A 25,315-nucleotide genomic window follows, 5' to 3' on the forward strand; every position below is an offset into this window, starting at 1 on the left:
GTGCGGGTCCGGCGAGCGTCAAGAGCACGCGGGCGCGGGCCGGGGTGGCCGGAGTGAGCGCGTATCGTTCCGTACACCGACGAATACGGACCGGACACAGGAGGCCGACGATGACCGCGGTGGATCTCACCACCCATCCCGGGCACCTGGCCCGGCGGCTCCAGCAGGCGCACCACCTGCTGTGGACCACGATGGTCTCCGAGGAGATCACCTCCCCGCAGTTCGGTGTCCTGAACGCCCTGACGGCCGAACCCGGCCTCGATCAGCGGACGGTGGGCGAGCGCGTGGGCCTCGACCGCTCCACCATCGCCGAAGTCGTCAGTCGGCTGACCCGCCGGGGGCTGCTCGACAAGGTGCGGGATCCCGAGGACGGTCGCCGCTTCCTCCTGCGGCTGACCGAGGACGGCGAACGGACGCACCGCAAGCTGACGGTACGGACGGCACGGATGAACCAGGTGTTCCTCGCCCCGCTCTCCGCCGAGGAACAGGCTCAGTTCATGAGCCTGCTGCTACGCGTGTCGGACGCGGCGGAGCGCCTGCGCGACCCAGCGGAGCCGGTCGCGTCCTGAGCCACGCCGGTCGGGGGCAGGGCTCTGGGAGACTTCCGGCATGGCACACGATGACGCGACAGCGGTGACGATGGCCTCTCTCTTCGATCCGGAGCCGGAGAGGTGGGGCCTGCGGGGCGACCCCCATGTCTGGCGGGCCCTTCGCGACCGGCTGTCCGGTACGGACGTGCCGCCCACGCTCGGCGAAGCGGTCGCACTCCTGCGGGTGACGTTCAGCGAGCTCGTCGGGGTCGACCTCGCCGGTGACCCGGCGTCGTCCGTGTACCGGGAGTCGTTCGCCCACGGCGGCATGTCCAGCGGCATGGTCTCGCTCGACACTTGGCGAGAGAGCTTGATGCCTCTGCTCGCGTCGCGTGTGCGGACGCTGATGACGTCCTCCTGATCACAGCCGATCCTCGGCGGCGCTCACGTCTCCGACACACGGGCGAAGCGCCCCGCCGTGCGCAGGTCGTCCTCGATGCGGGCGACCGCCGCGCGCAGCTCGGGCAGGACCTCCCCGACGCACTCCTCGACGGTACGGCGGCTGCTGTGCATGGCCACGTTGACGGCGGCCACGACAGCCCCCGTCCGGTCGCGCACGGGCGCGGCGATCGAGCGGAGCCCCTGCTCCAGCTCCTCGTCGACGAGGGCGTACCCCTGCTCCCGTACCCGTTCCAGTACGGCGGCGAGTTCCGGGCCCGAGGTGACGGTGTGCGGGGTGAGGGCGCGCGGCTCGATGTCCGCGAGCCAGGCGGCGCGGCTCTCGGGCGGGAGGTCGGCGAGCATGACGCGGCCGAGCGAGGTGGCGTGCGCGGGGAAGCGGGTGCCGACGGTGATGTGGACGCTCATGATCCGTCGGGTGGCGACGCGGGCGGTGTAGCGGACGTCGTGCCCGGCGAGGACCGCGAGGGACGCGGAGTCGTGGACGCGCCGGGAGAGTTCGGCCAGGTGCGGCGCGGCGATCTGCGGGAGCGGCAGCCGGGAGAGGTACGGGAAACCGAGCGCGAGCACCCGGGGGGTGAGCCGGAAGAGCCGCCCCTCGACGGTGACGTACCCGAGGTGCTCCAGGGTGATCAGCGCCCGCCGCGCGGTGGCCCGCGCGAGCCCGGTGGCCTCGGCGACGGCGCTCAGGGGCAGCGCGGCCCGGCCCTCGCCGAACGCGGTGAGGACGGTCAGTCCGCGGGCGAGCGACTCGACGAAGCCCCGGCCGAGCTCCTGCTTCGAGGCATGGGTCCAGTCGGCGAGACCGACGGCGGGGTACGCACGCGGGGTCTCGGGCGCCTCGCGCGCCAGCAGCTTCTCCCACTCCGCGGTCGCGGCGCGCAGGCGCGGCAGGAGCGCCTCGCGGAGAGAGTCGGCGGTGTGCCGGCTGGTGTGGCTGACCACGCTCGCCACACAGGCGACGGCGCCGTCGGCGTCCCGTACGGGGAGGGCGAGGGCGACCAGGCCGGGTTCGATGAGCTGGTCGTCCAGGGCCCAGCCGCGCTCGGCGGCCCGGGCCACGCGCGCGGCGAACTCCGCCTCGTCCGGCCGGGCTCCGACAGGCACTGCGGGGAACCCGGTGTCGTGCGGGTCGACGGCCCGGCGGGCCCGCCGGCGCTCCCACTCCGCCGCCGTCCAGTCGGCGGCGAACAGCGCGCCCGGAGCGGTCCGTTCGGCCGGGAGCGGATCGCCGATCCGGAAGCTGAGGGACATCGCGCGCCGCCGGGTCGCCTGGTGGACGAAGCGGATGCCGTCGCCGTCGGCGACCGCGAGCGACACCGACTCGTCCAGCTCGTCGGCGAGCGCGTCCGCGGGCCCGCCGAGAACCCCGGGAATCCCGAGGGCGCCCAGATAGGCGTTGCCCAGCTCCATCAGGCGCGGGGCCAGGAAGACGTCACGGCCGTCGAGGCGTACGTATCCCATGCGGGCGAGCGTGCCCGTGATCCGGTCGACGGTGGACCGGGCCAGGCCGGTGGTGCGCTCCAGGTCGCTCAGGCTGAGGACCCCGTCGGCGTCGGTGAGCCGGCGCAGCAGCATGAGCCCGCGCATCAGCGGCGCGACGGCCTCGGGCGGCGCGTTCTCGATCGATGACATGGACTCTCCCTGACGGATGGGATCCGACGGTCGTCGCTGGCGCGTCTCGCCGACGGGTCTTGCCGACGGATCCCACCGTTGACAGCCCGACACGGCGGGCGCAGACTCACCCCACTCTGAGGTGAAGTTTTCTTCACTATACGAACATGGAGGGCAGATGCACACCACCGTCGGCATCGTCGGCGGCGGCCCCGCCGGGCTGCTGCTCGCGCGCCTGCTGCACCGCGCGGGTATCGACAGCGTGGTCCTGGAGTCCCGCGACCGCGCCTACGTCGAGCGGCGGCAGCGCGCCGGGATCCTGGAGCAGGCCACGGCCGACGCGCTCCGCGAGGCGGGCGTGGGCGCCCGCCTCGACAAGGAGGGGATCCCTCACGACGGCATCGAGCTGCGCTTCGACGGCCGGGCCCACCGGGTCGACTTCCCCGCGCTGGCCGACGGCCGCCGGGTCTGGGTCTACGCCCAGACCGAGGTGGTGAAGGATCTGATCGCCCTTCAACTCGCCGACGGTGGACCGCTGTTGTTCGGTGCGGAGGTGCGCGCGGTGGAGGGCGTGGACACGGACCGCCCGGTGATCCGGTACGTGCACGAGGGCCGCGAGCAGACCCTGACCTGTGACTACGTGGTCGGCTGCGACGGCTTCCACGGCGTCGCCCGGACGGCGGGCCCGGAGCGCGAGCGGACGACGTACGAGCGGACGTACCCGTACTCCTGGCTCGGGATCCTCGCCGAGGCACCGCCCGTGTACGAGGAGTTGATCTACGCCCACTCCGAGCGGGGCTTCGCGCTGGCCAGCATGCGCTCCCCCGCCGTGAGCCGGCTCTACCTCCAGGTGGAGAACGGCGCCGACCCCGCGGACTGGTCCGACGAGCGGATCTGGGACGAGCTCGACGCGCGCTTCGCGCTCGCGGACGCGCCCGAGTGGCGGCTGAAGCGCGGCCCGATCACGCAGAAGTCGGTGCTGCCGATGCGGAGTTCGGTGACCGAGCCGATGCGGTACGGCCGGCTCTTCCTCGCCGGGGACGCGGCGCACATCGTGCCGCCGACCGGCGCGAAGGGGCTCAACCTCGCCGCCGCCGACGTGATCGTCCTGGCGCGAGCTTTCGCTCAGCGCGCGGCCACGGGCTCCACGGAGCTGCTCGACGCGTACTCCGACACGTGCCTGCGCCGGGTCTGGCGCGCCGAGCACTTCTCGTACTTCATGACGACGACCCTGCACACCGACCCCGACCAGTCCGGCTTCGACACCCGGCTCCAGCTCTCCCAGCTGGACCGGATCGCGAACTCACGCCATGCGGCGGCCGAACTGGCCCAGAACTACGTGGGTTTGCCGATCGACAGGCCCTAGACGACCGTCCGCAGCGCGGAGGCGTAGATCTCGTCGGGGTCGAGCCTGCGCAGTTCCTCGGCGATCAGCTCGGCCGTCGTACGGACCTTCAGGGCGAGGACCCGGCTGGGCTGGCCGGGGATGGACAGACGCGCGACCGGGCCCTCGGGGCGGTCGATGCGGATCTCGCCGTCCGGGGTGCCGAGGCGGACGGCGGTGACGACCGGTCCGTCCGTGGTGACCCGCTCGACCGGGACGCGCAGCCGGTCCTCGAACCAGCGGGCCAGCAGTTCGGCGCTCGGGTTGTCCGACTCGCTCTCGACGGCGGCCGAGACGATCGTCGCCCGGGCCTGGTCGAGCGCGGCGGCGAGCATCGAGCGCCACGGGGTGAGCCGGGTCCAGGCGAGGTCGGTGTCGCCGGGGGCGTAGGACGCGGCGCGGACGTCGAGCGCGGCGAGCGGGTCCTCGACCGCGTACGCGTCGGTGATCCGGCGCTGGGCGAGCGAGCCGAGCGGGTCCGTGGACGGCACCTCGGGTGCGTCGACCGGCCACCAGACGACGACGGGGGCGTCGGGAAGCAGCAGCGGGAGGACCACGGAGTCGGCGCGGGCGCTGAGTTCGCCGTGCATGCGGAGCAGGACGGTCTCCCCCGACCCGGCGTCGCTGCCGACGCGGACCTCGGCGTCGAGGCGGGCCTCGTGCCGCCGCCGGGGCGAGCGGTCGTGGCGCTTGATGACGACGAGCGTGCGGGACGGGTGCTCGCGGGAGGCTTCGGTGGCGGCCTTCAGGGAGTCGTAGGCGTTCTCCTCGTCGGTGACGATGACGAGGGTGAGCACCATGCCGACGGCGGGGGTGCCGACGGCCCGGCGGCCTTCGACGATCGCCTTGTTGATCTTGCTGGATGTGGTGTCCGTGAGATCGATCTTCATGGCCCGCGCCCGTTTCCCTCCGTCGCGCCGCGATCACCCTGGCCCTGCCCCACGAGCCTACGCGGACGGCGGCGTTCCCGCTGGCGCGGCCGGCTCCCGCAGGCCGCGCAGCAGCCACCAGCCCAGGGCGGGCAGGGCGATCAGCGGGGCGAGGGCGGTGCCCAGGGAGGTGGCGTCGGCGAGGGCTCCGACGACCGGGGTCGCGATGCCGCCGACGCTGACGGTCAGGCCCAGCGTCACCCCGCTCGCCGTGCCGACGCGCCCGGGCAGGTAGTCCTGCCCGAGGGTGACGTGCAGGGAGAAGGGCACGTACAGGCCGGCCGAGGTGAGCGCGACGAAGACGTACAGGAGCGGGCCGGGGACGAGGACCACACCGGCCACGGCGAGGACGCTCAGGGCGTAGGACCACCGGACGACGGTCACGCGGGGGTGGCGGCCTGCCAGCTTCCCGCCGGCCACGGTGCCGACGGCGCCGCCGAGGTAGAGCACGAACAGTGCGGCCGTACCGGCGAGTTCGCCGCCGCCCGTGCGCTGGCGGGCGTACAGGGAGAGGAAGGCGCTGAGCCCGACGAAGACGATCGAGCGGCAGACGACCGCCCCGGACAGGCGCGCGAACGAGGCCCAGTCGTTCGGGCGTACGGTCGTCCCGGCGGCGTGGGTCGGTGTCCCGGCGGTCGGCGCGTCCATCGCCCGCAGCGCGGCCGCGCACAGGGCGGCGCCCGCGAGGGCCGGGACGACGAGCAGGGGGGTGGCGGCCAGGCCGCCGACGGCGCCGACGACGGCGACCAGGACGGGGGCGGTGGCGAAGCCGAGGTTGCCGCCGAGGGAGAACCAGCCCATCCCGGTGTGGCTGCCGCGGCTCGCCCGGCGTGCGACCCGCGCCGCCTCCGGGTGATAGGCGGCGACGCCGATCCCGGACACGGCGACCGCGGCCAGGGTGATCGCGTACGAGCCGCCGACGCCGCTGAGGGCGACCCCGGCGCCGGCGAGCAGGGCGCTCACGGGCAGCAGCCAGGGCAGCGGCCGCCGGTCGGTGAGCGCTCCGAACAACGGCTGGACCACCGACGAGAGCAGCGAGGCGGCGAGGACGACGGCCGAGGCGGCGGCGTAGCCGTATGCGCGCTCGGCGACGAAGTACGGCACCAGGGCCGCGACGGCTCCCTGGTAGACATCCACGCAGGCGTGTCCCCACGACAGCAGGGCGAGGGGTCGGCGAGGAGGGGAGCTGATGGGCTTCGTGTACGTGTTCGTCGGCACCCTTCGATCCTGGCGAGACGGCGGCTGTCGCGCTTTCGATAATCTGCCTACTTGTGTCGAACTTCCGCCGATCACGACGTCCTCCTGCACCTGACCCGTCCGTCCGCCACACCCCGCAGGCCCCGACCCGTGCCCAGCTCCTCACGGCGGGCGAGCGCATCGACGCCCACCGGCACGACGAGCATCAGATCGTCTACGCGGGCTCGGGCGTGCTCGCCGTCACCACCGACGCCGGTACGTGGTTCGCGCCCGGCACCCGCGCCATCTGGGTCCCGGCCGGCACCGTCCACGCCCACCGGGCGCACGGACGCCTCGATCTGCACCTGATCGGGCTGCCCGCCGACGACAACCCGCTCGGTCTGGACACGCCCACCGTGCTCGCCGTCAGTCCCCTGATGCGCGAGCTGATCCTGGCGTACACCCGCTCGCCCGAGGACACCGGTCCCGCGCGCGGCCGGCTCCTCGCGGTCCTCCGCGACGAGCTGCGGAGCTCGCCCCAGCAGCCCCTACGACTGCCGGCCCCGACCGACCCCCGCCTCGTCGCCGTCTGCACGATCCTCCGCGCCGACCCGGCCGACCCCCGGACGCTCGCCGAGCTGGGCGCGGCGACCGGGGCGGGCGAACGGACCCTCAGCCGGCTCTTCCGCTCGGACCTCGGCATGACGTTCCCTCAGTGGCGCACCCAGGCCCGGCTCTACCACGCGCTACGGCTCCTCGCGGACGGCATCCCGGTCACCACCGTCGCCCACCGCTGCGGCTGGTCGTCCCCCAGCGCCTTCATCGAGGTCTTCCGCCACGCCTTCGGCTACACCCCGGGCGCGCACCGTCACGAGGGGAGCCTGCCGGACGCACTGGCGTTTGGTGCCCCCGCCGGGAGATCATCCCGGGCATGACCACGGAAACGATCAACGCCGCCGCCTCGGGCACCTGGACTCTCGGAGACCTCACGGTCCGCCGGATCGGTTTCGGCGCGATGCGCCTGCCGCAGACGGGCGAGGCCCTCGTCGAGGACGCCGTGAGCCGCGACCGGGACCAGGCCGTCGCCGTACTGCGCCGGGCGGTCGAGCTGGGCGTGAACCACATCGACACCGCCGCGTTCTACTTCTCTCCCCTGCGCTCCGCCAACGAGCTGATCAACCGCGCCCTCGCCCCCTACGGGGACGACCTGGTCATCGCCACCAAGGTCGGGCCCGGCCGCGACCCGTCGGGCCGTTGGGTGCCGCACGCGACGGCGGGGCAGCTACGCGGGCAGGTCGAGGAGAACCTGCGTCAGCTCGGCCGCGACCACCTCGACGTCGTCAATCTGCGCGTCGTCGGCACCGACTCGGTCGCCGAGCGGTTCGGGGCGCTGGCCGAACTCCGCGAGGCGGGTCTCATCCGCCACCTGGGCCTCTCCAACGTCCATCCGCACCAGCTGGCGGAGGCCCGCGCGATCGCTCCGGTGGTCTGCGTGCAGAACCGGTACGGGATCGGGATCCGGCCCGACCACGACGCCTTCGTCCGTGAGTGCGGCGAGCAGGGCATCGCGTACGTGCCCTTCTACGCCATCGCCGGCACGGGCGGCGAGAGCGGTGCGAGCGGTGGCGCCAACGACGAGGTGCTCGCCGTGGCCCGGGCGCACGGGGCAAGCCCCGCCCAGGTCCGGATCGCATGGACGCTGCACCGGGGTCCGCACGTGCTCGCCATCCCCGGCACCGGCGACCCGGACCACCTGGCCGCCAATGTCGCGGCGGGCGCGCTGCGCCTCACCGAGGACGAACTGGCCTCCCTGGACGCCCTGCACGCGCGCGGGGCGTAGGCACGCCGGGCACGGGCGGAGTTCACGCGCGTCCGGCCGCCTTCTGGCTGCGCCGGGACAGGGAGTCGACGACCACGGCGGCCAGCAGGACCGCTCCGGTGATCATGAACTGGACGGCGTTGCTGACGCCCATGATGTTCATGCCCGACTGGATCGAGCCGATCACCAGCGCGCCGAGCAGGGCGGACCAGACCGAGCCGCGTCCGCCGAAGAGGCTGGTGCCGCCGATGACGGCGGCGGCGATGACGTTCATCAGCAGGTTGCCGCCGCCGGACGTCTGGCTCGCGGACTGGATCTGACCGGCGAGGAAGAGTCCGCCGACCGCCGCCATGGTGCCGGCGATGGAGAAGACGCTCATCCGGATGAACGCCACGCTGATGCCGGCCCTGCGGGCGCCCTCGATGTTGCCGCCGACGGCGAAGATCTGCCGCCCGTACGAGGTGCGGCGCAGCACGAAGTCGACGATGACCAGGAGGATCAGGAAGACCAGGAGCGCCAGCGGCAGCCCCTGGTACTGGTTCAGGATGTACGCGGAGACGAAGGCGATCGCGGCGATGACGACCGTTCGGATCACGATCTCGGCGATCGGCCGGAACGGCACCCTGGCGCGCTGGCGCCGCCGGGCGTCGAGGAGCGAGGCGGCCAGGAAGAGCCCCACGCCGACGGCCGCCGTGATGTAGGCGGCGGCCGGGCTGTGGAAGATCGTCGAGTACAGCTCCGAGACGATGCTCTCGCTCGGGATGTTGACCGTGCCGCTGGTGCCGAGCACCTGCAGCATGAGGCCGTTCCAGGCGAGGTTGCCCGCCAGGGTGACGACGAACGCGGGCACGCCGACCTTGGCGAAGAAGAAGCCCTGGATGAGTCCGACGGCGGCTCCGCCGGCGATGGCGACAAGCAGGGCCAGCCACTCGTTCATGCCGTTCAGCACGTTGAGGACGGCGAAGATCGCGGCGCAAAGGCCGCTGACCGAGCCGACGGAGAGGTCGATCTCGCCGAGCAGCAGGACGAAGACGATGCCGATCGCGATCATCCCGGTGCCGACGATCTGCTGGCTGAGGTCGGAGAGGTTCTGCGCGGAGAGGAACGCGCTGTCCAGCGTGCCGAAGACCGTCCAGATGATGATGACGGCGATGACGACGGGCAGCGAGCCCAGTTCGCCGCTGCGCAGCTTCCGCCCGAACTCCCCGAGGTACCCCTTGAAGCCCTCCTCCCGGACGATCAGCCGGGTGTCGACGGCGGGTACGGCGTCGTGCGCCGGCTCCTGGCCGAAGCCGTTGCCGGATCCGTCGCCGGGTCCGGGGTAGGGGTCGGAGGGGTCGTGGCGGCCTCGGTCACGCCTCATCGCTCCTCCTCTTCCCGCTTACGTGCCTGGCGGCGCGTGACCGCGCTGTCGCTGGCCCCGGTGATGGCGGAGATGATCTCCTCGGTGGTCGTGGAGCGCTTGTCGAAGAAGCCGTTGTTCCGGCCGAGGCGCAGCACGGCGATGCGGTCGGCGACCGCCATCACGTCCACCATGTTGTGGCTGATCAGGATGGTGCCCAGACGTTGTTCCCGGAGCCGTTCGACGAGGTCGAGGACCTCGGCGGTCTGCTCGACGCCGAGCGCGGCGGTCGGCTCGTCCAGGATGACGACCTTTGGGTCGCCGATCAGGGAACGGGCGATCGCCACGGTCTGGCGCTGGCCGCCGGAGAGGGAGGCGACCGGGATACGGACGCTGGGGATGCGGATGGAGAGGGTGTCGAGGAGTTGGCGCGAGCGCCGCTCCATGCCGACCTCGTCGAGCACGCCCCAGCGCTTCATCTCGCGGCCGAGGAAGAGATTGCCGACGACGTCCAGGTTGTCGCAGAGCGCCAGGTCCTGGTAGACGGTGGCGATGCCGAGGTTCTGGGCGTCGTGCGGCCGGTGGACGGTGACCGGGCGGCCCTCCCAGGTGATCACGCCCTCGTCCGGCGGGTTGACCCCGGCGATCGCCTTGACGGCGGTCGACTTGCCGGCGCCGTTGTCGCCGACGAGCGCGACGACCTCACCGGCGTGGACCTCCAGGTCGAAGTCCGACAGAGCCTGCACGGCGCCGAACCGCTTGGAGATCCCCCGCAGACTGAGCACAGGTGTTTCGGGCATGGTCAACCGCCTCCTACCCGGCCCCCGTCACGTCGCAGCCGCCGCGGCTACTCCAGTCCGGCCTCCTTGCAGGCGGCCTCGTAGGTGGGTGTGCAGATCTCGTCGACCGTGTACAGACCGTCCTTGACGACCGTGTCGCCGATGTTGTTCTTGTCGACCACGATCGGGGTCAGCAGGTTGGCCGGGACCTTCTCGCCGCTGCCGCTGGTGACCGTGAGGGGCACCAGGTCCTTCGGGAGCTCCTTGCCCTCGGCGAGATCGACGGCCATCGTCGCGGCGATGTCCGCCTCCGGCTTGTACGGCTTCATGATGGTGATGGTCTGCGTGCCCAGCAGGATCCGCTGGATGGCGTCGAGTTGGGCGTCCTGACCGGTCAACGGCACGTTGATACCGGCCGACTTGAGGGCGGTGGCGATACCGGCGGCGAGACCGTCGTTGGCCGAGTACACGCCGACGATGTTGTCCTTGCCCAGTGCGCTGATGGCACCCGACATCTGCTGGTTGGCGTTGTTCGGGTCCCAGTTGGGAGTGTCGTACTCCTTGCCGATCTTCACCTTGCCGTCGAGGACGGAGTGCGCACCGGCCTTGAACTCGGCCGCGTTGGGGTCGGTGGGCGAGCCGTTGTGCATCACGATCTGGCCGGTCTCGGCCTTGTCGCCGAGCGCGTCGAGCAGCGCCTTGCCCTGCAACTCGCCGACCTTGCGGTTGTCGTACGAGACGTAGGCGTCGACGGGGCCTTGCGCGAGGCGGTCGTACGCGACGACCTTCACGCCCGCGTCACGGGCCTTCTGCACGGAGGACTGGATGGACTTGGAGTCCACCGCGTCCAGGATCAGCACCTGGTTGCCCTTGGTGAGCGCGGTGTTGACCTGCTGCTGCTGGGTGGTGGCGCTCTCGGCCGCGTTGTAGTAGTCGATCTGCGCGTCGGGCGCGAGTTCCTTGATCTTCTGCTCGATGTACGGCCGGTCGAACTTCTCGTAGCGCGTGGTCTTGCTCTCGGGGAGCAGCAGGCCGATCTTCACCTCGTCCTGCGCCGCGGTGGCCGCGCCCGGCTGGGCCGCGCCGCTCATCGAGACCGCGCCCAGGGACAGGGCCGCGGCTCCGGCCAGGGCGATCGCGCCACGCAATGTGCGGGTCATGGGGGGCTCCTTCCGTACGCCCCCTTCCCCTTTCCGCGTGAGCGCGGGAGACGAGGGGGTGCACATGTGGCCTTAATACGACATTAGCCGCAACTCGATGACCGGCAAGCGGGTGAATCCCCCTGGCCGGGAGGCGCGGCGTTTACGCAGTTCAGGCGACCGCTCTCCGGGCCGCGGGGGCGGGCAGTTGTGCCGCGACGATCGCCGTGAGGCAGAGCCCGAACCCGAGGAGTTGGACCGGGCCCAGGGTCTGGCCGAGCAGAGCGGCGCCGAGGACGGCGGCGACCAGCGGCGAGAGCAGGACGAGCACCGCGACGGAGGTGACGGGGAGCGCGCCGACCCCGCGGAACCAGAGGACGAAGGCGAGCAGGCCGCCCACCAGGCCGAGCCAGAGGTAGCCGGCGGCGGCGCGCCCGTCGATCGCCGGCGGCGCGCCCTCCGCGAGGAGGGTGAGGGGCAGCAGGAACAGTCCGCCCGCCGTGAGTTGCCAGCCGGCGAACGCGGTGGGGCCCACTCCGGCGGGACGTCCCCAGCGCTTGGTGAGCGTCACGCCGAGCGCCATCGTGACCGCGCTGCCGAGGCCGGCGAGGATCCCGACGAGGTCGAAGGCGGCGCTCGGTCCGATCACGACCAGGCCGACGCCGACCACGCCGACAAGGCCCCAGACCAGGCGCCGGACCGAGAACCGCTCATGGAGGACCGCCACGGCCAGGACGGCGACGGCGAGCGGCTGGGCCGCCGCGAGGGTGGCGGCCACACCTCCGGGGAGGCGTTCGGCGGCGACGGTCAGGAGCGGGAAGAGCAGCCCGACGTTCAGGACGCCGAGCACGGCGGCCTTGCCCCACCACGCGCCGCGCGGCAGGGTCCGGCCGATCGCGAGGGCGATGAGCCCGGCGGGCAACGCCCGCAGGAGCCCCGCGAAGAGGGGGTGCGCGGGCGGGAGGAGTTCGGTGGTGACGACGTAGAAGGTGCCCCAGGAGACGGGCGCGAGCGCCGTCAGGAGGGTGCGCGACAGGACTGCCGGACTGGTCATGCTCGCAGTCTGCGGCGACGGCGATCGATGAGTCCAACACATGCTTGTCACGCTATCCATCATGATTCACGATGGATCGATGGACCTGCAGCAGATGCGGTACGTCGTCGCCGTCGCCGAGACGAACAGCTTCACCCGGGCCGCCGAGCGGTGCTTGGTCGTCCAGTCCGCCCTCAGCCATCAGATCGCCCGTCTCGAACGGGAGCTGGGCGCGCGGCTCTTCGAGCGGACGAGCCGCAGGGTGCGGCTGACGCCGGCGGGAGCGGCGTTCCTGCCGGCCGCCCGGCAGTGCCTGGAGGCCGCCGAGCGGGCGTCGGCCGAGGTCGCCGCGGCAGTCGGTGAGGTACGCGGACGGCTCGCCGTGGGGCTGATCCCCACCGTCGCGGCGGTCGACGTCCCCGGGGCGCTGCGCACGTTCCGCGGGCGGTATCCGCGGGTGCGGATCGGTCTGAGGGTGGGTGCGAGCGAGGAGCTCGCCGAGCAGGTCCGCGAGGGCGCCCTGGACGTGGCGTTCCTGGGCCTGCCCACGGCGGCAGACCCGCCGCGCGGGGTGGCCTCGCACGTGCTCGCCGACGACTGGCTGGTCGCCGTGGTCGCCCCGGACCACCCCCTCGCGGGCGAAGCGGCGGTCGACCTGCGCCGGCTCTCCGCGGAGGTCTTCGTGGACCTGCCCGCCGGGACGGCCGGACGCGTCCAGTCCGACCTGGCCTTCGCGGCCGCCGGGCTCACCCGTGACGTGGCCTTCGAGGTGACGACGGCGGACCTCTTCATGGCCCGCCTGGTCGGCCAGGGCCTGGCGATCGCCCTGCTCCCCTCTCTGTACGTGCACCAGCTCACCGGTGTCTCCACGATCGAGGTGACGGACGCGCCGACGCGTGTCGAGTACGCCGTGTGGAACGCGGCGGGGCGCACCCCGGCGGCGACGGCCTTCCTTTCCGCCCTCGGACTCGATCCGAGCGATGTCGACCAGGACGCCGACGAACCGGTCAGGAATCGAGAAGCGCCGTCCCCGGGCCGCACGTAGCGTGGCTGGCGTGCGGGTCGGAGGGCCGATGTCCGCACGAAACGGACCGGGTCCCGGGGACCCACGACTTCAGGAGCGATCATGACCGGCACCCCCACCCAGGGCATCAAGACCGTGCTGCACCCCGTCACCGACCTGGCCAAGGCCACCGAGGTGTACGCCGCGCTGCTCGGCGTCCGGCCGCAGACCGAGAGCGAGTACTACGTCGGCTTCGACGTCGAGGGCCAGCACATCGGGCTCGTCCCGGGCGGCGGCCCGCAGGGCATGACCTCGCCCGTGGCCTACTGGCACGTGACGGACATCGAGGCGAAGCTCGCCGAGGTCACGGCCGCCGGCGGGACCGTGCGGGACTCCGCCAAGGATGTCGGCGGCGGCCGTCTCGTGGCCACGTTCACGGACTCCGACGGCAATGTGCTGGGTCTCGTCCAGGACCAGTGAGCCCGCGCGACGCGCCGGTGGAGCGTTGCCTCGGGCCGTCCCGGAGACGTAGAACCGGGAAGTGACGTAGAACCGGAAGCAGAGACGGAACGACGGCGGTCGCGTGCCCGCGGCCCCGGCCCACGGACAGAGAGACACGATCAGCATGGCCACGAGGAAGGGCGCGCAGCCGCCCGCGCCGCACGGTGCCGACAGCCACGACGTGATCCGCGTGCACGGAGCGCGCGAGAACAACCTCAAGGACGTCAGCATCCAGATCCCGAAGCGCCGGCTGACGGTGTTCACCGGAGTCTCCGGTTCGGGCAAGAGCTCGCTGGTGTTCAACACGATCGCGGCGGAGTCGCAGCGGCTGATCAACGAGACGTACAGCACCTTCGTCCAGGGCTTCATGCCGACCCTCGCCCGGCCCGAGGTCGACGTCCTGGAGGGCCTGACGACGGTGATCACCGTCGACCAGCAGCGGATGGGCGCCGACCCGCGCTCCACGGTCGGCACCGCCACCGACGCCAACGCGATGCTGCGCATCCTGTTCAGCCGGCTCGGGAAGCCGCACATCGGCCCGCCCAGCGCGTACTCCTTCAACACGGCGTCGGTCCGGGCGAGCGGCGGGATCACCGTCGAGCGCGGTGCCGCGAAGACGAAGACGGTGAAGGCGACCTTCCAGCGCACTGGTGGCATGTGCACGCGCTGCGAGGGCCGGGGCTCGGTCACCGACATCGACCTCACGCAGCTCTACGACGACTCCAAGTCGCTGTCCGAGGGCGCGTTCACGATCCCCGGCTGGAAGTCGGACAGCCAGTGGACCGTGCAGCTCTACGCGCAGTCCGGCTTCGTCGACCCGGACAAGCCGATCCGCAAGTACACCAAGAAGGAGCTCCAGGCCTTCCTCTACGGGGAGCCGACCAAGATCAAGGTCAACGGCATCAACCTCACCTACGAGGGCCTGATCCCGAAGATCCAGAAGTCGTTCCTGTCCAAGGACAAGGAGTCGATGCAGCCGCACATCCGGGCGTTCGTGGAGCGGGCGGTCACCTTCACCACCTGTCCCGAGTGCGACGGGACGCGGCTCAGCGAAGGGGCCAGGTCCTCGAAGATCAAGCGGATCTCCATCGCCGACGCCTGCACGATGGAGATCCGGGACCTGGCCGAGTGGGTCCGCGGCCTCAAGGAGCCGTCGGTGGCGCCGCTGCTGGAAGCGCTCCAGCGGACGCTGGACTCCTTCGTGGAGATCGGGCTCGGCTATCTCTCCCTTGACCGGCCGGCGGGCACGCTGTCGGGCGGCGAGGCGCAGCGCGTCAAGATGATCCGGCACCTCGGCTCCTCGCTCACGGACGTCACGTACGTCTTCGACGAGCCGACGATCGGCCTGCACCCGCATGACATCCAGCGGATGAACGACCTGCTGCTCCGGCTGCGGGACAAGGGCAACACGGTGCTCGTGGTGGAGCACAAGCCGGAGGCGATCGCGATCGCCGACCACGTCGTCGACCTCGGCCCCGGCGCCGGTACGGGCGGCGGCACCGTCTGCTTCGAGGGCACCGTCGAGGGGCTGCGGGCCGGGGACACGATCACCGGGCGGCACCTGGACGACCGGGCCTCGCTCAAGGAGACGGTGCGCACGGCCAACGGCGCGCTGGAGATCCGCGGCGCGACGGCGAACAACCTGCGGAACGTCGACGTCGACATCCCGCTGGGGGCGCTGGTCGTCATCACCGGGGTCGCGGGCTCCGGCAAGAGCTCCCTCGTGCACGGGTCGATCCCGGCCGGCGAGACCGTGGTGTCGGTGGACCAGACCCCGATCCGCGGCTCGCGCCGGAGCAACCCGGCGACGTACACCGGTCTGCTCGACCCGATCCGCAAGGCGTTCGCCAAGGAGAACGGCGTCAAGCCGGCGCTCTTCAGCGCCAACTCCGAGGGCGCCTGCCCCACCTGCAACGGCGCCGGGGTCATCTACACGGACCTGGCGATGATGGCGGGCGTGGCCACTCCCTGCGAGGACTGCGAGGGCAAGCGGTTCCAGGCGGAGGTGCTCGAATACCGGCTCGGCGGGCGGGACATCAGCGAGGTGCTCGCGATGTCGGTGGCGGAGGCGGAGGAGTTCTTCGGCGAGGGCGAGGCGAAGACGCCCGCCGCGCACAAGATCCTCGAACGGCTCTCCGACGTCGGGCTCGGCTACCTCACCCTCGGCCAGCCGCTCACCACCCTTTCGGGCGGCGAGCGCCAGCGGCTCAAGCTCGCCACCCACATGGGCGACAAGGGCGGTGTGTACATCCTCGACGAGCCGACCACCGGGCTCCATCTCGCGGACGTGGAGCAGTTGCTCGGGCTGCTCGACCGGCTGGTCGACTCGGGCAAGTCGGTGATCGTCATCGAGCACCACCAGGCCGTGATGGCGCACGCCGACTGGATCATCGACCTCGGTCCGGGTGCGGGCCACGACGGCGGCAAGGTCGTCTTCGAGGGCACGCCGGCCAAGCTCGTCGCCGGCCGCTCGACCCTCACCGGCGAGCACCTCGCGGCGTACGTCGGAGGCTGATCCGGCCTTTTGTACGCGAGAGCCCCGCCCTGGGTGGTCCCGGGGCGGGGCTCTCGTACGGGTTGTCCTTATCGGCGGCTGCGGACCAGCAGGTAGAGGAAGTACGGCGTGCCGATGACCGCCGTCATCAGGCCGGCGCCGAGTTGGCCGGGCGCGATGACCGTACGGCCCAACAGGTCGGCCGTGCAGACGAGTACGGCTCCGAGGAGGACCGCGACCGGGACCACGCGCGCGTGCTGCCGGCCCACGAGGGCGCGGGCCGCGTGCGGGGCGACCAGGCCCACGAAGCCGATCGTGCCCGCGGCGGCGACGGCCGTGGCGCTGAGCACGACGCTCAGCGCGAGGAAGCCCAGACGGCCCCGGCCGAGGCTGAGACCCAGGAGCCGGGGGGTGTCCTCGTCGAGGGAGACGAGGTCGAGCTCCGTGCGCCGCGCGAACCCGGCCACCACGCCCACGGCGAGCACGACCGCGAGCGGCACGATGTCCGGCATGGTCCGCCCGTACGTCGAACCGGACAGCCAGGTGAGGGCCTTGGTCGCGTTGAACGGGTCGGTGAGCACGATGAGCAGGCTGATCAGCGCGGCCGAGCCGGTGGCGACGCCGAAGCCGACGAGCACCAGCCGGTTCTGCTGGAACCCGCCCCGCGCGGCGAGGCCGAAGACGATGACGGAGCTGACGGCGGCGCCCGCGAACGCGGCACCCGCCACGCTCCACGACGCGGCCAGCGGCACCGACGTGACGAGGAGGACGGCGCCGAGCGCGGCGCCGCCGGAGACGCCGAGTGTCGCGGGTTCGGCGAGCGGGTTACGGGTCACGGCCTGGACGAGCGTGCCGGCCAGGGCGAGGGCGGCGCCCGCGAGGAGCGCCGCGAGGACCCGGGGCACGCGCGTGTCGAGGACGAAGGAGACGGTCCTGCCGGCGTTGCCCTGCGCCCAGTTGACGACGTCGCCGAGGAGCAGCTTGCTGTCGCCGAGCAGGACGGCGGCGATCGTCACGCCGACGAGTGCCGCGACGAGGACGGCCGTGGTGGTCAGGAAGACGGCGCGGCTGCGGATGCGCAGCCGCTCGACCGCGGCCGCTCCCGCGGTGTCGCGGACCCGGGTCGCCATGACGATCAGGAAGACGGCGCCGACGAGGCTGGTGACCACGCCCGTCGGCACGGCGACCGCCGTGTCCGCCGGGATGACGGCGCGCAACAGCACGTCCGAGCCGAGCACGAGGGCGGCACCGGCGAGACCGGCGATCGGAAGCGCGGCACGCGCGCGGGAGAAGGCGCGGAACCGGCGTACGAGGGGCCGGACGAGGGCGGGGGCGCACAGGCCGACGAAGCCGATCGGGCCGGCGAGCGTGACCGCCGCGGCCGAGAGCAGCGCGGCGAGCACGACGGCGGTGACACGGGTGGCGCGGACCGGGACGCCGAGGCCGCGGGCCGCGTCGTCGCCGAGGGCGAGGGCGTCGACCTTGCGGGAGACGAGCAGCAGGCCGACGAGGCCGAGGAGTCCGATGGGCGCCATCTGCAGGACGCCGTCGAAGCCGTTCTGGGAGATGCTGCCCTGGTTCCAGGTGAACAGGCCTTCCGTCTCCTGCGGGAAGAGCAGCATCAGGCCCTCGGTGACGGCGGTGAGGCCGAGGGTGAGGGCGCTGCCGGCGAGGACGAGCCGGACGGTGCCGGCGCCGAGGCCGGAGAGTCCGAGGACGACGGCCGCCGCCGCGAGGCCGCCGACGAAGGCGATGCCGGAGGAGGCGAGCAGCGGGAGCGAGAGCCCGCTCGCGGAGACGAGACCGAGGGCCAGGTAGGAGCCCGCGTTCACGCTGAGCGTGTCGGGCGAGGCGAGGACGTTGCGGCTGACGGCCTGGAGGGCGGCGCCCGCCATGCCGAGGACGGCGCCGACGAGCAGTCCGGCGGCCATCCTCGGCAGGCGGGAGGCGATGACGACGGACGCGTCGGCCGGATCGGCCTGGCCCGTGAACGCCTTCCACACCTCGGAGGCGCCGACGGCGGCGGTGCCCTGGGTGATGTCGACGAGGGCGAGGCCCCCGACGAGGAGGAGCAGGAGGGCCGTCACCGCGGCCGCGCCCGACCGGGACGCGACAGCCGACGGAAGGGTGGCGGAGGAAGGTGCGGTGACGGCCATCGTGGTTACTTCGTCAGCGCCTTGACGACGGAGTCGACGTACTGGTTCATCGACTCGGGGCCGCCGAACATCCAGATGCCGTCGGGCAGCCGGTGCACGTCGCCCTTCTTGACGAACGGCAGCGAGGTCCACACCTTGTCCTTGGCGAGGGCGCCCTGGAACGGGTTGCTGCTCTCGTCGCCGTCGTTGCTGATGTGCGCGAAGTGCACGCCCTCACCGAGCTTGGTGAGGCCCTCGACGTCGGTGGTGCCGAGGCCGTAGGCCGGGTCGCCCTTGACCGTCCAGGCGTTCTTCAGGCCGAGCTTCTCGTTGACGGCGCCGATCAGCGAACCGCTGGTGAACGGCCGGATCTGGACCTGGTTGGAGACCAGGTAGCCGTCCGCGAAGGCGTACTTGGCGCCGCCGAGACCGGCGTCGGCCAGGGCCTTCTTGCCCTCGGCGAGCTTCGCCTCGAAGCCCTTCTTGAGCTTGTCGGCCTGGGCCGTGGTGCCGGTGGCCTTCGCGATGGCGTCGAGGTTCTTCGTCATCCGGCCGATCGGGTCGGCGGCGTCGGCGGCCGTGAGGTTCAGGACCGGGGCGATCCCGCGCAGCTGCTTGACGGCGGCCGGCGGCAGGTCGCTGGTGGCGACGATGAGGTCGGGCTTGAGAGCGGCGATGGTCTCCACGCTCGGCTCGCCGCGCGTGCCGATGTCCTTGGCGTCGTTCTTCAGCGGGACGGCGGAGTCCCAGGTCTTGTAGCCCTTGACGTCGGCGACGCCCACCGGGTCGACACCGAGGGAGATCAGGGTCTCGACCACGTTCCACTCGGTGCCGACGACCTTCTTGGCGGGTCCGTCGAGCTCGACCTTGGCGCCGGTGTCGTCGGTGAGCGTGATCGGCTCGGCGGACTTCTTCGCGTCGTCCTTGGCGGGCTCGGTCGTGCCGCAGGCGGTCAGGGTGAGCGCCGCCGCGGTGGCGACCGCGGCGGTGAGGAGGAGGCGTCTCATGAGGTGGGGCTGAGCCTTTCGCTTCGCGTGTGGTGGCGGCCGATCGCGCGGGTGCGCAGGCGGCCCGTGGAGGGGTCGGTGTCGACTTCGATGCGGATGCCGTACGTGTCCGTCAGGCGGGGCGCGGTCAGGACGTCTTCGGGGCGGCCTTCGGCGATGATCCGTCCGGCCTGGAGCAGCACGACCCGGTCGGCGACGGCGGCCGCCTGGTCCAGGTCGTGGAGGACGACGCCGACGGCGATGCCGTGGTCGTCGGCCAGGTCGCGGATGAGGTCGAGGAGTTCGATCTGGTAGCGCAGGTCGAGGTAGGTGGTGGGTTCGTCGAGGAGGAGCACGCCGGTCTCCTGGGCGAGGCAGCCCGCGAGCCAGACGCGCTGGAGCTGCCCTCCGGAGAGGTGCTCGGCGCCGCGCTCGGCGAACTCCTGGACGCCCGTCATGCGCAGCGCGCGGTCCACGGCGTCCTTGCCGCCCGGGTCCGCCTTGCCCCAGCGGCCCCGGTAGGGGTAGCGGCCGAACTCGACCACGTCCCGTACGGTCAGCCCGCTGGGCGTGGGGCGACCCTGCGTCAGCAGGGCGACGTACCGCGAGAACTCGCGGGGTGTCAGGGCGAGGCCGTCCGTGTCCTCGTCGAGGGTCAGGGCGGCGCTCCGGGGGCGCTGCAGGCGGGCGATCGTCCGCAGGAGCGTGGACTTGCCACTGCCGTTCGGGCCGACCAGGACGGTCACGTCGCCGGGCCGCAGCGTCAGGGACGCGCCGTGCACGACATCGACGCCGTCGTAGGCGACGGTGACGTCCGTGGCCGACAGCGCATGGCCGCGTACGGGCGTGACCTGCGGGCTTTCTTCACCAACTCTCACGCCGCACAGGTTAGCCTAACCTAATTCCGGTGTGGACCAGGGGGCAGAACCTTGGGCCGAGGGCCAGAGCAAGGTCGGTCAATTCCGCTCAGCCGTCCGATCAGTTTCGGAGCATTGCGGTCCTGGGGGGAGAACCGGCCGTCGTCGGCCGTCTGTGGGGCAAGGGCGCTTTCCGCGTCCCCTTCGGAGCAGATGGAGAACGACTCAGATGACGCCGCCCTTCGAGTGGACCGGGCTCGCCCCGGCTTTGACGAGCGTGGTGATCCCCGGACTCGCCGCCGCCGTGCACCTGTACGTGGACCGGCGGCGGTCCCGGGGAGGCGCCGAGCGGCCCGCCGACGACCAGCGGGACGCACCGGGATCCTCGGCGCGCCCAGCCGGGCAGACCGGGGCGGTCACGCACGTCACCGTCGAGGTCGTGCTGATGCCGGACGCGGCGGACCGGCGTGCCTCGGCGTCCTCGGCGAAGGAGCGCGCCCCGTGGTAGACGGTGAGACGAGGCAGGCACCGCGCGCGGTGGACGGCGGGGTCGGACAGCGGCTGTACGACCACTACACCGTGTTCATGAGCCGGGAACCGCTCTTCCTGCGGAGGCGGAGCGACGAGAAGCTCTCCCTCCAGGCCTGCCAGGACGTGGCGCAGGAGGCGTTCCTGCGGGTGGCGCGCAAGGCCGCGAAAGGCGAGCTCGACGAGAAGGTGAACGTCCCGGCGTATCTGCGGGCCGCCGCCTGGAACCTCGCCAAGGACCGGCTCCGCAGCGAGGGCAGGCTGGAGCTCGCGGGCGACGCCCTGACGGTCGCCCTGCCCGAACAGCGGCAGGCAGTGGGCGAGTTCGACCCCTTGCGGGATCTCGTCCTGCCCGCCATCGACGCCATGCCGCAGAGCCGGCGGCGCCAGGTCGTACGGCTCCAGAGCCAGGGGCTCAGCGACGTGCAGATCGCGGCCTCGCTGGGCATGCGCACGGACCGACTCCACAAGGAGCGGCACAAGGCGGTGACCGAACTGCGGGACGCGCTCGGCGCGTTCATCCGCGACGAGCACCGAAGGACGACACGATGCTTGAAGAAGGACAGGTGACGGTTGTGAGCCGCTTCAACGAGGTCAGCGGCGGCCGCCCCGCGCCGGACGTCCCGGCCGGGCTCGTGGAACTGATGAGCCGGCTCGCCGGGCCCCCGGACTTCTGGGACCGGCCCGACGGAGAGTTCGGCCCGCTCGCCGAGACGTACGAGACGGGCCGCGAGGAGCGCCAACGGGCCAACTCGCTGTACCGGCTCGGGTCGAAGGCCCTCGGCCGGGACGAACTGACGAGCGCGGCGCAGTGGCTGGGCGAGGCGGCGGCCGTCGGCCACCCGGGTGCCCTGTTCCGGCTCGCCGTGGTCGCGCTGCGGGCCGGTGGCGAATGGGCCGACGACGCGAGCTATCTCGTCGCCGAGGCGGCCAGGCACGGACACGGGGACGCGGCCCGGCTGATCGCCGCGCTCGGGAACCGACGCCCATCGCCAGGCACGGCGACTCCCCTGGACGAGGACACCGAGTTCTACGAGGAGGTCCGCACCGGGCTGGGCGTGCCCGAGTACCTGCTCTCCACCACTCCCCACACCGAGCCCGAGCCTCCCCTTCCCGGGGCGGCCGACGGGGAAGCGGGCGCGCAGCCCCAGCTCTTCCTCGTACCGGCGCCGCACGTGCCGAGCGAGTACCGGCACCCGCCCGCGGACGCGGCGGGGGCGGAGAGCGGGCGGCCGCGGCTGACCGCGCTGACGGGCGGACAGGAATCCGGGCCGGCGCTCGCCCTGCCCGAACTCCCCGCCGAGAGCTCGCCCCTGTTCACGCCGCTCCCCGCGGCCGGACCGGGCCGGCGCCCCGAGGAGCCGTGGTGGTCGGCGAACGCCCTGCGGCCCGCCGTCCTCAACGACATGGCCAGGCGGCACCACTCCCCCGCCGTGATCCCCGCCCGCTGGCAGGCCACCCAACGGGCCCGGGACCTCCTCCACCTCATCGTGGGCGAGGGCGGCACCGACACCCGCACCCTCGCGCAGCGCGGAGGCATGTCCCTGAACGCGACCGCGCTGCTCCTGGAGTGGCTCCGCGCCCAGGGTCTGGTCGTCACCGTCGCGGGCGTCCACCACCCCGGACCGGTCATGGAGCTGGTCACCGCACCCGACCCCGACCGGCTGCTGCTCAAGCAGACCCTGGCCGGGCTGCGCGACGAACTCGACGCCGCCGTCTACCTCAGCAGCTACACGGACGGCGAGATCCGCATCCACGAGGCCGCGCACAGCGCGACCGCCCCACCGGTCGACGAGTGGGCCCCGTTCACCGACACCGGCCACGCCAGCGCCGTCGGCAAGAGCCTCCTGGCCCAGCTCGACTTCGACTCCCGCATGGACCACCTCACCCGCTACCCCTCCATCCCGCTCACCGACCGCACGATCACCAACCCGCGCGCCCTGATCGAGACCCTCGACGGACACGGCCCGCACGCCGCCCAGTTCGACCTGCTCGAATACTCCCGGTCGGAGGTGTGCGTCGCGTACTCCCTGGGGCTGCCCGGCCGTGCCACGAGCGTCGCCCTCTCCCTCCCCGCCCACCAGCACCCCCGCCTCCTCACCGCCGCCCACTCCCTGAGCCACCGCGCCACCGGCCTCCTCCTCGCCCAACTCCTCAACGACGACACCCCTCCGACGGCCGCCACCACGACCCCGGAGCCACGCCGTGCCCTGCCCTGACGTGCGGCCCCTCCGGGCGCGGGGGAAGGACCCGCCGACCGGAGGGGCCGGACCCGGACGTCGCAGTTGACGCGGCGGGCCGCGGCGGCTGAAGCCGACGGTGGGTCAGACGGTACGGAGGGCCTTGCGGAGCGCGTCCACGGCCAGGGTGATCGCGGCCTCGGCGCCCTGGGTGCCGCGCAGCGCGTTGAGCATGACGAAGTCGTGGATGACGCCCTGGACGCGGACGGCCGTGACCGGGACCCCGGCCTCGCGGAGCTTGGCCGCGTACGCCTCGCCCTCGTCGCGCAGCACATCGGCCTCGGCGGTGATGACGACCGCCGGCGGCAGCCCGGTGAGCTGCTCGGTGGTGGCGCGGAGCGGGGACGCGGTGATCTGCGCGCGGTCCGCCTCGTCCGTCGTGTACTGGTCCCAGAACCACTTCATGCCGTCGCGGCGGAGGAAGTAGCCCTCGGCGAACTGCCGGTACGACTCGGTGTCGAAGGCCGCGTCCGTCACCGGGTAGAACAGCACCTGGGCGGCCAGGGACACATCACCGCGGTCCTTCGCCATCAGCGTCAGCGCGGCCGACATGTTGCCGCCGACCGAGTCGCCCGCCACCGCGATCCGGGTCGCGTCGAGGCCGTGGCCCCCGCCCTGGCTCACGATCCACTGGGCCACCAGGTAGTTCTGCTCGATCGCCACCGGGTAACGGACGTCGGGCGACAGGTCGTACTCGGGGAAGACTACGGCCGCGCGGGCTCCGACGGCCAGCTCGCGCACCAGGCGGTCGTGGGTGTGCGCGCTGCCGAAGACCCAGCCGGCGCCGTGGATGTAGAGGACGACGGGCAGCGGGCCCTCCTGCCCGACCGGGCGGACGATCCGCGCCCTGACCCGGCCTGTCGGACCGCCCTCGACCGTCACCCACTCCTCGTCGACCTCCGGCTTCGCGACGGCGCCGCTCTGCACCTCGTCGACCGCCTTGCGGCCCTCGCTCACCGGGATCTCGTACAGGTACGGCGGCTTCGCCGTCGCCTCGGCGAACTCCGCCGCGGCCTTCTCCAGCACGGGCCGATTCCTGTTCTGCTCGTCGGACATGCGCGAACTGCCTTTCCTCGTACGGGCCCCTGGCTGGGGGACGGCCTCACGCCGGAAGCCGGCGAAGCCGCGGAATGTGCCGTCCGTGCACACGCCATGACCACCAGGGCACAGAGGGGATCCTCGCGCGGTTCCTCGTGAACCCCGCCCTCGGACACGCGGGCGATCGTCCGACGTTCGCGCCGATGTGCCAGGAGGAGCGGCCCGAGCAGCCGTGTGTCCCCTCCGCGCACAGGAGTTGCCCACGCGAGCACAGCCCGTCCGTGGTCCTACTCCTGCTCCTGCTCCTACCCCTGCTCCCCCACGGGCTCCTGGCCCGTTCCTTCGCAGCTCGGGCAGGTGGTGCCGAGGCCGCACCAGGGGCAGGCTCGGCCGTTGTAGAAGCCCAGGCCCTCGCACGCGTAGCAGGTGCCCCAGCCGTCGCACTCGCCACAGAGTTGATGGCCGGGCCGCAGGGTCTCCGGGGTTGCCGCGGGTGGGGGACGTAGCCAGTGGGAGGAGATCCAGATGTCGGGGGCCCGGCCCGAGATCCGCAGCGTCGAGACCTCCGCGCCGACGCTCACCTCGAAGCGGTCCTTCGTCGCCTTGAGGAAGGGACGGTCGCCGTGGGCCTCGCCGATCGAGACGGTCCAGCCCGCCGCGACGAGCACCTCACGGGCCACGTCGACGGCGGTCTCGTACGACGTGTCGGGCAGGTGGAGGGAGATCCAGTACCGCTTCCCCATGGCACCGCGCGTGGTGCGCCGGTCGTCGGTCCGGGTCTGCACGCGCGGTTCGACGTCGGGGGCGACGGCCGACGCGACGGCGTCCAGTTCGTGGCGCAGAAACTCCACCGCCGAGGCGAACTCCTCCGCCCCGCCCACGATTTCGTCGCTCATGTGTCGCCGCCCTCCGTCCCTTCACGGTCGGCCTACCCTCGGCCCGCGCGGACCACGCACACGCGCGGGTGCGCACCCCACCGGACATGCCGAGCAGGCGGTGGCGAAGTAACGTGGAGAGAGGCGGGAGTCCCGCAGTTCATGCCCAGGAACACAGGCTGCTCGGGACGCGCCGGCGTACATCGACCGGTGCAGGCACCTCGACTGGCGGCGCCCGAGCCGGAAACTGTGCAGTCGGGGGGCGGAGCAGCTTCCGGCATTGGTGCATTCTCAAGCAGGCAGCACAGGAGAGGTACGGATCATGTCCGTCTCCGCCCCCTTCCCCGTCGCGTTCAACGGACCTGTGGACCGGTTCGTCGTCACGATGGGCAACCGCATCATCGTCACCACCCAGAACGGTGGCGTATTCGGCCACGACATCAACGGCAACACC

At 72.3% G+C, this 25,315-nt stretch carries 23 protein-coding genes; 11 read left to right on the top strand and 12 right to left on the bottom strand.

Annotated elements, in window-relative coordinates; all coding sequences use genetic code 11:
• The first annotated feature begins 110 nt into the window (after positions 1-110).
• On the top strand, positions 111-569 hold the full coding sequence (locus ACWCO8_RS05485; protein ID WP_362010484.1) for a MarR family winged helix-turn-helix transcriptional regulator: 459 nt from the start codon (positions 111-113) through the stop codon (positions 567-569).
• 40 nt (positions 570-609) lie between these two features.
• Positions 610-951 (top strand): hypothetical protein, encoded by a 342-nt coding sequence (locus tag ACWCO8_RS05490; protein WP_451031047.1) that lies wholly within the window; start codon positions 610-612, stop codon positions 949-951.
• Between the two features lie 23 nt (positions 952-974).
• Here ACWCO8_RS05490 and ACWCO8_RS05495 read toward each other — a convergent pair whose 3' ends face one another.
• The gene (locus ACWCO8_RS05495; protein ID WP_451031048.1) at positions 975-2,624 is read right to left on the bottom strand and encodes an IclR family transcriptional regulator domain-containing protein; all 1,650 of its coding nucleotides are present in this window, start codon (positions 2,622-2,624) and stop codon (positions 975-977) included.
• A gap of 157 nt (positions 2,625-2,781) precedes the next feature.
• Here ACWCO8_RS05495 and ACWCO8_RS05500 point away from each other — a divergent pair, with 157 nt between their 5' ends.
• Positions 2,782-3,969, top strand: coding sequence for a 4-hydroxybenzoate 3-monooxygenase (locus tag ACWCO8_RS05500; protein WP_451031049.1), 1,188 nt, complete (start codon positions 2,782-2,784; stop codon positions 3,967-3,969).
• Here ACWCO8_RS05500 and opcA read toward each other — a convergent pair.
• A complete protein-coding gene (gene opcA, locus ACWCO8_RS05505; RefSeq protein ID WP_451031050.1) occupies positions 3,966-4,877 on the bottom strand; it encodes a glucose-6-phosphate dehydrogenase assembly protein OpcA in 912 nt (303 codons plus the stop codon). The two genes, ACWCO8_RS05500 and opcA, sit on opposite strands and share 4 nt — an antisense overlap.
• 57 nt (positions 4,878-4,934) lie before the next feature.
• Entirely contained in the window at positions 4,935-6,134 is a 1,200-nt protein-coding gene (locus ACWCO8_RS05510) for an MFS transporter (RefSeq protein WP_451031051.1), read from the bottom strand.
• 53 nt (positions 6,135-6,187) lie between these two features.
• Here ACWCO8_RS05510 and ACWCO8_RS05515 point away from each other — a divergent pair, with 53 nt between their 5' ends.
• Positions 6,188-7,027: an AraC family transcriptional regulator gene (locus ACWCO8_RS05515; protein WP_451031052.1), complete on the top strand. Its 840-nt coding sequence runs from the start codon at positions 6,188-6,190 to the stop codon at positions 7,025-7,027.
• Positions 7,024-7,932 (top strand): oxidoreductase, encoded by a 909-nt coding sequence (locus tag ACWCO8_RS05520; protein ID WP_451031053.1) that lies wholly within the window; start codon positions 7,024-7,026, stop codon positions 7,930-7,932. Before ACWCO8_RS05515 ends, ACWCO8_RS05520 begins: the two co-directional genes overlap by 4 nt.
• Positions 7,933-7,954: 22 nt before the next feature.
• Here the strand turns inward: ACWCO8_RS05520 and ACWCO8_RS05525 are convergent, their stop codons facing one another.
• From ACWCO8_RS05525 to ACWCO8_RS05540, 4 genes are all read right to left on the bottom strand, one after another.
• On the bottom strand, positions 7,955-9,274 hold the full coding sequence (locus ACWCO8_RS05525) for a sugar ABC transporter permease (RefSeq protein ID WP_451031054.1): 1,320 nt from the start codon (positions 9,272-9,274) through the stop codon (positions 7,955-7,957).
• The gene (locus ACWCO8_RS05530) at positions 9,271-10,053 is read right to left on the bottom strand and encodes an ATP-binding cassette domain-containing protein (protein WP_451031055.1); all 783 of its coding nucleotides are present in this window, start codon (positions 10,051-10,053) and stop codon (positions 9,271-9,273) included. The genes ACWCO8_RS05525 and ACWCO8_RS05530 overlap by 4 nt, the downstream gene beginning before the upstream one ends.
• A 47-nt stretch (positions 10,054-10,100) precedes the next feature.
• The gene (locus ACWCO8_RS05535; protein ID WP_451031056.1) at positions 10,101-11,192 is read right to left on the bottom strand and encodes an ABC transporter substrate-binding protein; all 1,092 of its coding nucleotides are present in this window, start codon (positions 11,190-11,192) and stop codon (positions 10,101-10,103) included.
• 151 nt (positions 11,193-11,343) lie between these two features.
• Positions 11,344-12,225 (bottom strand): EamA family transporter, encoded by an 882-nt coding sequence (locus ACWCO8_RS05540; RefSeq protein ID WP_451031057.1) that lies wholly within the window; start codon positions 12,223-12,225, stop codon positions 11,344-11,346.
• 79 nt (positions 12,226-12,304) lie between these two features.
• Here ACWCO8_RS05540 and ACWCO8_RS05545 point away from each other — a divergent pair, with 79 nt between their 5' ends.
• The 3 genes from ACWCO8_RS05545 to ACWCO8_RS05555 all read left to right on the top strand — a co-directional run bounded on the left by ACWCO8_RS05545 (position 12,305) and on the right by ACWCO8_RS05555 (position 16,223).
• The gene (locus ACWCO8_RS05545; protein ID WP_451031058.1) at positions 12,305-13,249 is read left to right on the top strand and encodes a LysR family transcriptional regulator; all 945 of its coding nucleotides are present in this window, start codon (positions 12,305-12,307) and stop codon (positions 13,247-13,249) included.
• An 81-nt stretch (positions 13,250-13,330) separates the two neighbouring features.
• The gene (locus ACWCO8_RS05550) at positions 13,331-13,687 is read left to right on the top strand and encodes a VOC family protein (protein ID WP_451031059.1); all 357 of its coding nucleotides are present in this window, start codon (positions 13,331-13,333) and stop codon (positions 13,685-13,687) included.
• Positions 13,688-13,826: 139 nt separating this feature from the next.
• A complete protein-coding gene (locus ACWCO8_RS05555; RefSeq protein WP_451031431.1) occupies positions 13,827-16,223 on the top strand; it encodes an ATP-binding cassette domain-containing protein in 2,397 nt (798 codons plus the stop codon).
• Positions 16,224-16,291: 68 nt separating this feature from the next.
• Here the strand turns inward: ACWCO8_RS05555 and ACWCO8_RS05560 are convergent, their stop codons facing one another.
• From ACWCO8_RS05560 to ACWCO8_RS05570, 3 genes are read right to left on the bottom strand one after another with little or no spacing between them, the layout of a single operon-like run.
• Positions 16,292-18,358: an iron ABC transporter permease gene (locus ACWCO8_RS05560; RefSeq protein ID WP_451031060.1), complete on the bottom strand. Its 2,067-nt coding sequence runs from the start codon at positions 18,356-18,358 to the stop codon at positions 16,292-16,294.
• 5 nt (positions 18,359-18,363) lie between these two features.
• Complete coding sequence (locus ACWCO8_RS05565; protein WP_451031061.1) at positions 18,364-19,344, bottom strand: iron-siderophore ABC transporter substrate-binding protein; 981 nt, start codon at positions 19,342-19,344, stop codon at positions 18,364-18,366.
• Entirely contained in the window at positions 19,341-20,201 is an 861-nt protein-coding gene (locus ACWCO8_RS05570) for an ABC transporter ATP-binding protein (protein ID WP_451031062.1), read from the bottom strand. The genes ACWCO8_RS05565 and ACWCO8_RS05570 overlap by 4 nt, the downstream gene beginning before the upstream one ends.
• 208 nt (positions 20,202-20,409) lie before the next feature.
• Here ACWCO8_RS05570 and ACWCO8_RS05575 point away from each other — a divergent pair, with 208 nt between their 5' ends.
• From ACWCO8_RS05575 to ACWCO8_RS05585, 3 genes are read left to right on the top strand one after another with little or no spacing between them, the layout of a single operon-like run.
• Positions 20,410-20,688, top strand: coding sequence for a hypothetical protein (locus tag ACWCO8_RS05575; protein ID WP_451031063.1), 279 nt, complete (start codon positions 20,410-20,412; stop codon positions 20,686-20,688).
• A complete protein-coding gene (locus ACWCO8_RS05580; protein ID WP_362010437.1) occupies positions 20,682-21,278 on the top strand; it encodes an RNA polymerase sigma factor in 597 nt (198 codons plus the stop codon). The genes ACWCO8_RS05575 and ACWCO8_RS05580 overlap by 7 nt, the downstream gene beginning before the upstream one ends.
• Positions 21,275-22,927, top strand: coding sequence for an IclR family transcriptional regulator domain-containing protein (locus ACWCO8_RS05585; protein ID WP_451031064.1), 1,653 nt, complete (start codon positions 21,275-21,277; stop codon positions 22,925-22,927). The genes ACWCO8_RS05580 and ACWCO8_RS05585 overlap by 4 nt, the downstream gene beginning before the upstream one ends.
• A gap of 105 nt (positions 22,928-23,032) precedes the next feature.
• Here the strand turns inward: ACWCO8_RS05585 and ACWCO8_RS05590 are convergent, their stop codons facing one another.
• Together ACWCO8_RS05590 and ACWCO8_RS05595 are read right to left on the bottom strand one after the other, a co-directional pair.
• Complete coding sequence (locus ACWCO8_RS05590; protein ID WP_451031065.1) at positions 23,033-24,004, bottom strand: alpha/beta hydrolase; 972 nt, start codon at positions 24,002-24,004, stop codon at positions 23,033-23,035.
• 287 nt (positions 24,005-24,291) lie between these two features.
• The gene (locus ACWCO8_RS05595) at positions 24,292-24,882 is read right to left on the bottom strand and encodes a hypothetical protein (RefSeq protein WP_451031066.1); all 591 of its coding nucleotides are present in this window, start codon (positions 24,880-24,882) and stop codon (positions 24,292-24,294) included.
• Positions 24,883-25,315: the final 433 nt, after the last annotated feature.

The sequence above is a fragment of the Streptomyces sp. NPDC001927 genome (assembly GCF_053594455.1).

Coding starts and splice junctions, on each gene's coding strand:
- ACWCO8_RS05595 (WP_451031066.1), bottom strand. CDS start 24,882: ATGAGCGACGAAATCGTGGGCGGGGCGGAGGAGTTCGCCTCGGCGGTG.
- opcA (WP_451031050.1), bottom strand. CDS start 4,877: ATGAAGATCGATCTCACGGACACCACATCCAGCAAGATCAACAAGGCG.
- ACWCO8_RS05535 (WP_451031056.1), bottom strand. CDS start 11,192: ATGACCCGCACATTGCGTGGCGCGATCGCCCTGGCCGGAGCCGCGGCC.
- ACWCO8_RS05530 (WP_451031055.1), bottom strand. CDS start 10,053: ATGCCCGAAACACCTGTGCTCAGTCTGCGGGGGATCTCCAAGCGGTTC.
- ACWCO8_RS05540 (WP_451031057.1), bottom strand. CDS start 12,225: ATGACCAGTCCGGCAGTCCTGTCGCGCACCCTCCTGACGGCGCTCGCG.
- ACWCO8_RS05495 (WP_451031048.1), bottom strand. CDS start 2,624: ATGTCATCGATCGAGAACGCGCCGCCCGAGGCCGTCGCGCCGCTGATG.
- ACWCO8_RS05590 (WP_451031065.1), bottom strand. CDS start 24,004: ATGTCCGACGAGCAGAACAGGAATCGGCCCGTGCTGGAGAAGGCCGCG.
- ACWCO8_RS05560 (WP_451031060.1), bottom strand. CDS start 18,358: ATGGCCGTCACCGCACCTTCCTCCGCCACCCTTCCGTCGGCTGTCGCG.
- ACWCO8_RS05490 (WP_451031047.1), top strand. CDS start 610: ATGGCACACGATGACGCGACAGCGGTGACGATGGCCTCTCTCTTCGAT.
- ACWCO8_RS05485 (WP_362010484.1), top strand. CDS start 111: ATGACCGCGGTGGATCTCACCACCCATCCCGGGCACCTGGCCCGGCGG.
- ACWCO8_RS05525 (WP_451031054.1), bottom strand. CDS start 9,274: ATGAGGCGTGACCGAGGCCGCCACGACCCCTCCGACCCCTACCCCGGA.
- ACWCO8_RS05565 (WP_451031061.1), bottom strand. CDS start 19,344: ATGAGACGCCTCCTCCTCACCGCCGCGGTCGCCACCGCGGCGGCGCTC.
- ACWCO8_RS05500 (WP_451031049.1), top strand. CDS start 2,782: ATGCACACCACCGTCGGCATCGTCGGCGGCGGCCCCGCCGGGCTGCTG.
- ACWCO8_RS05520 (WP_451031053.1), top strand. CDS start 7,024: ATGACCACGGAAACGATCAACGCCGCCGCCTCGGGCACCTGGACTCTC.
- ACWCO8_RS05545 (WP_451031058.1), top strand. CDS start 12,305: ATGGACCTGCAGCAGATGCGGTACGTCGTCGCCGTCGCCGAGACGAAC.
- ACWCO8_RS05575 (WP_451031063.1), top strand. CDS start 20,410: ATGACGCCGCCCTTCGAGTGGACCGGGCTCGCCCCGGCTTTGACGAGC.
- ACWCO8_RS05550 (WP_451031059.1), top strand. CDS start 13,331: ATGACCGGCACCCCCACCCAGGGCATCAAGACCGTGCTGCACCCCGTC.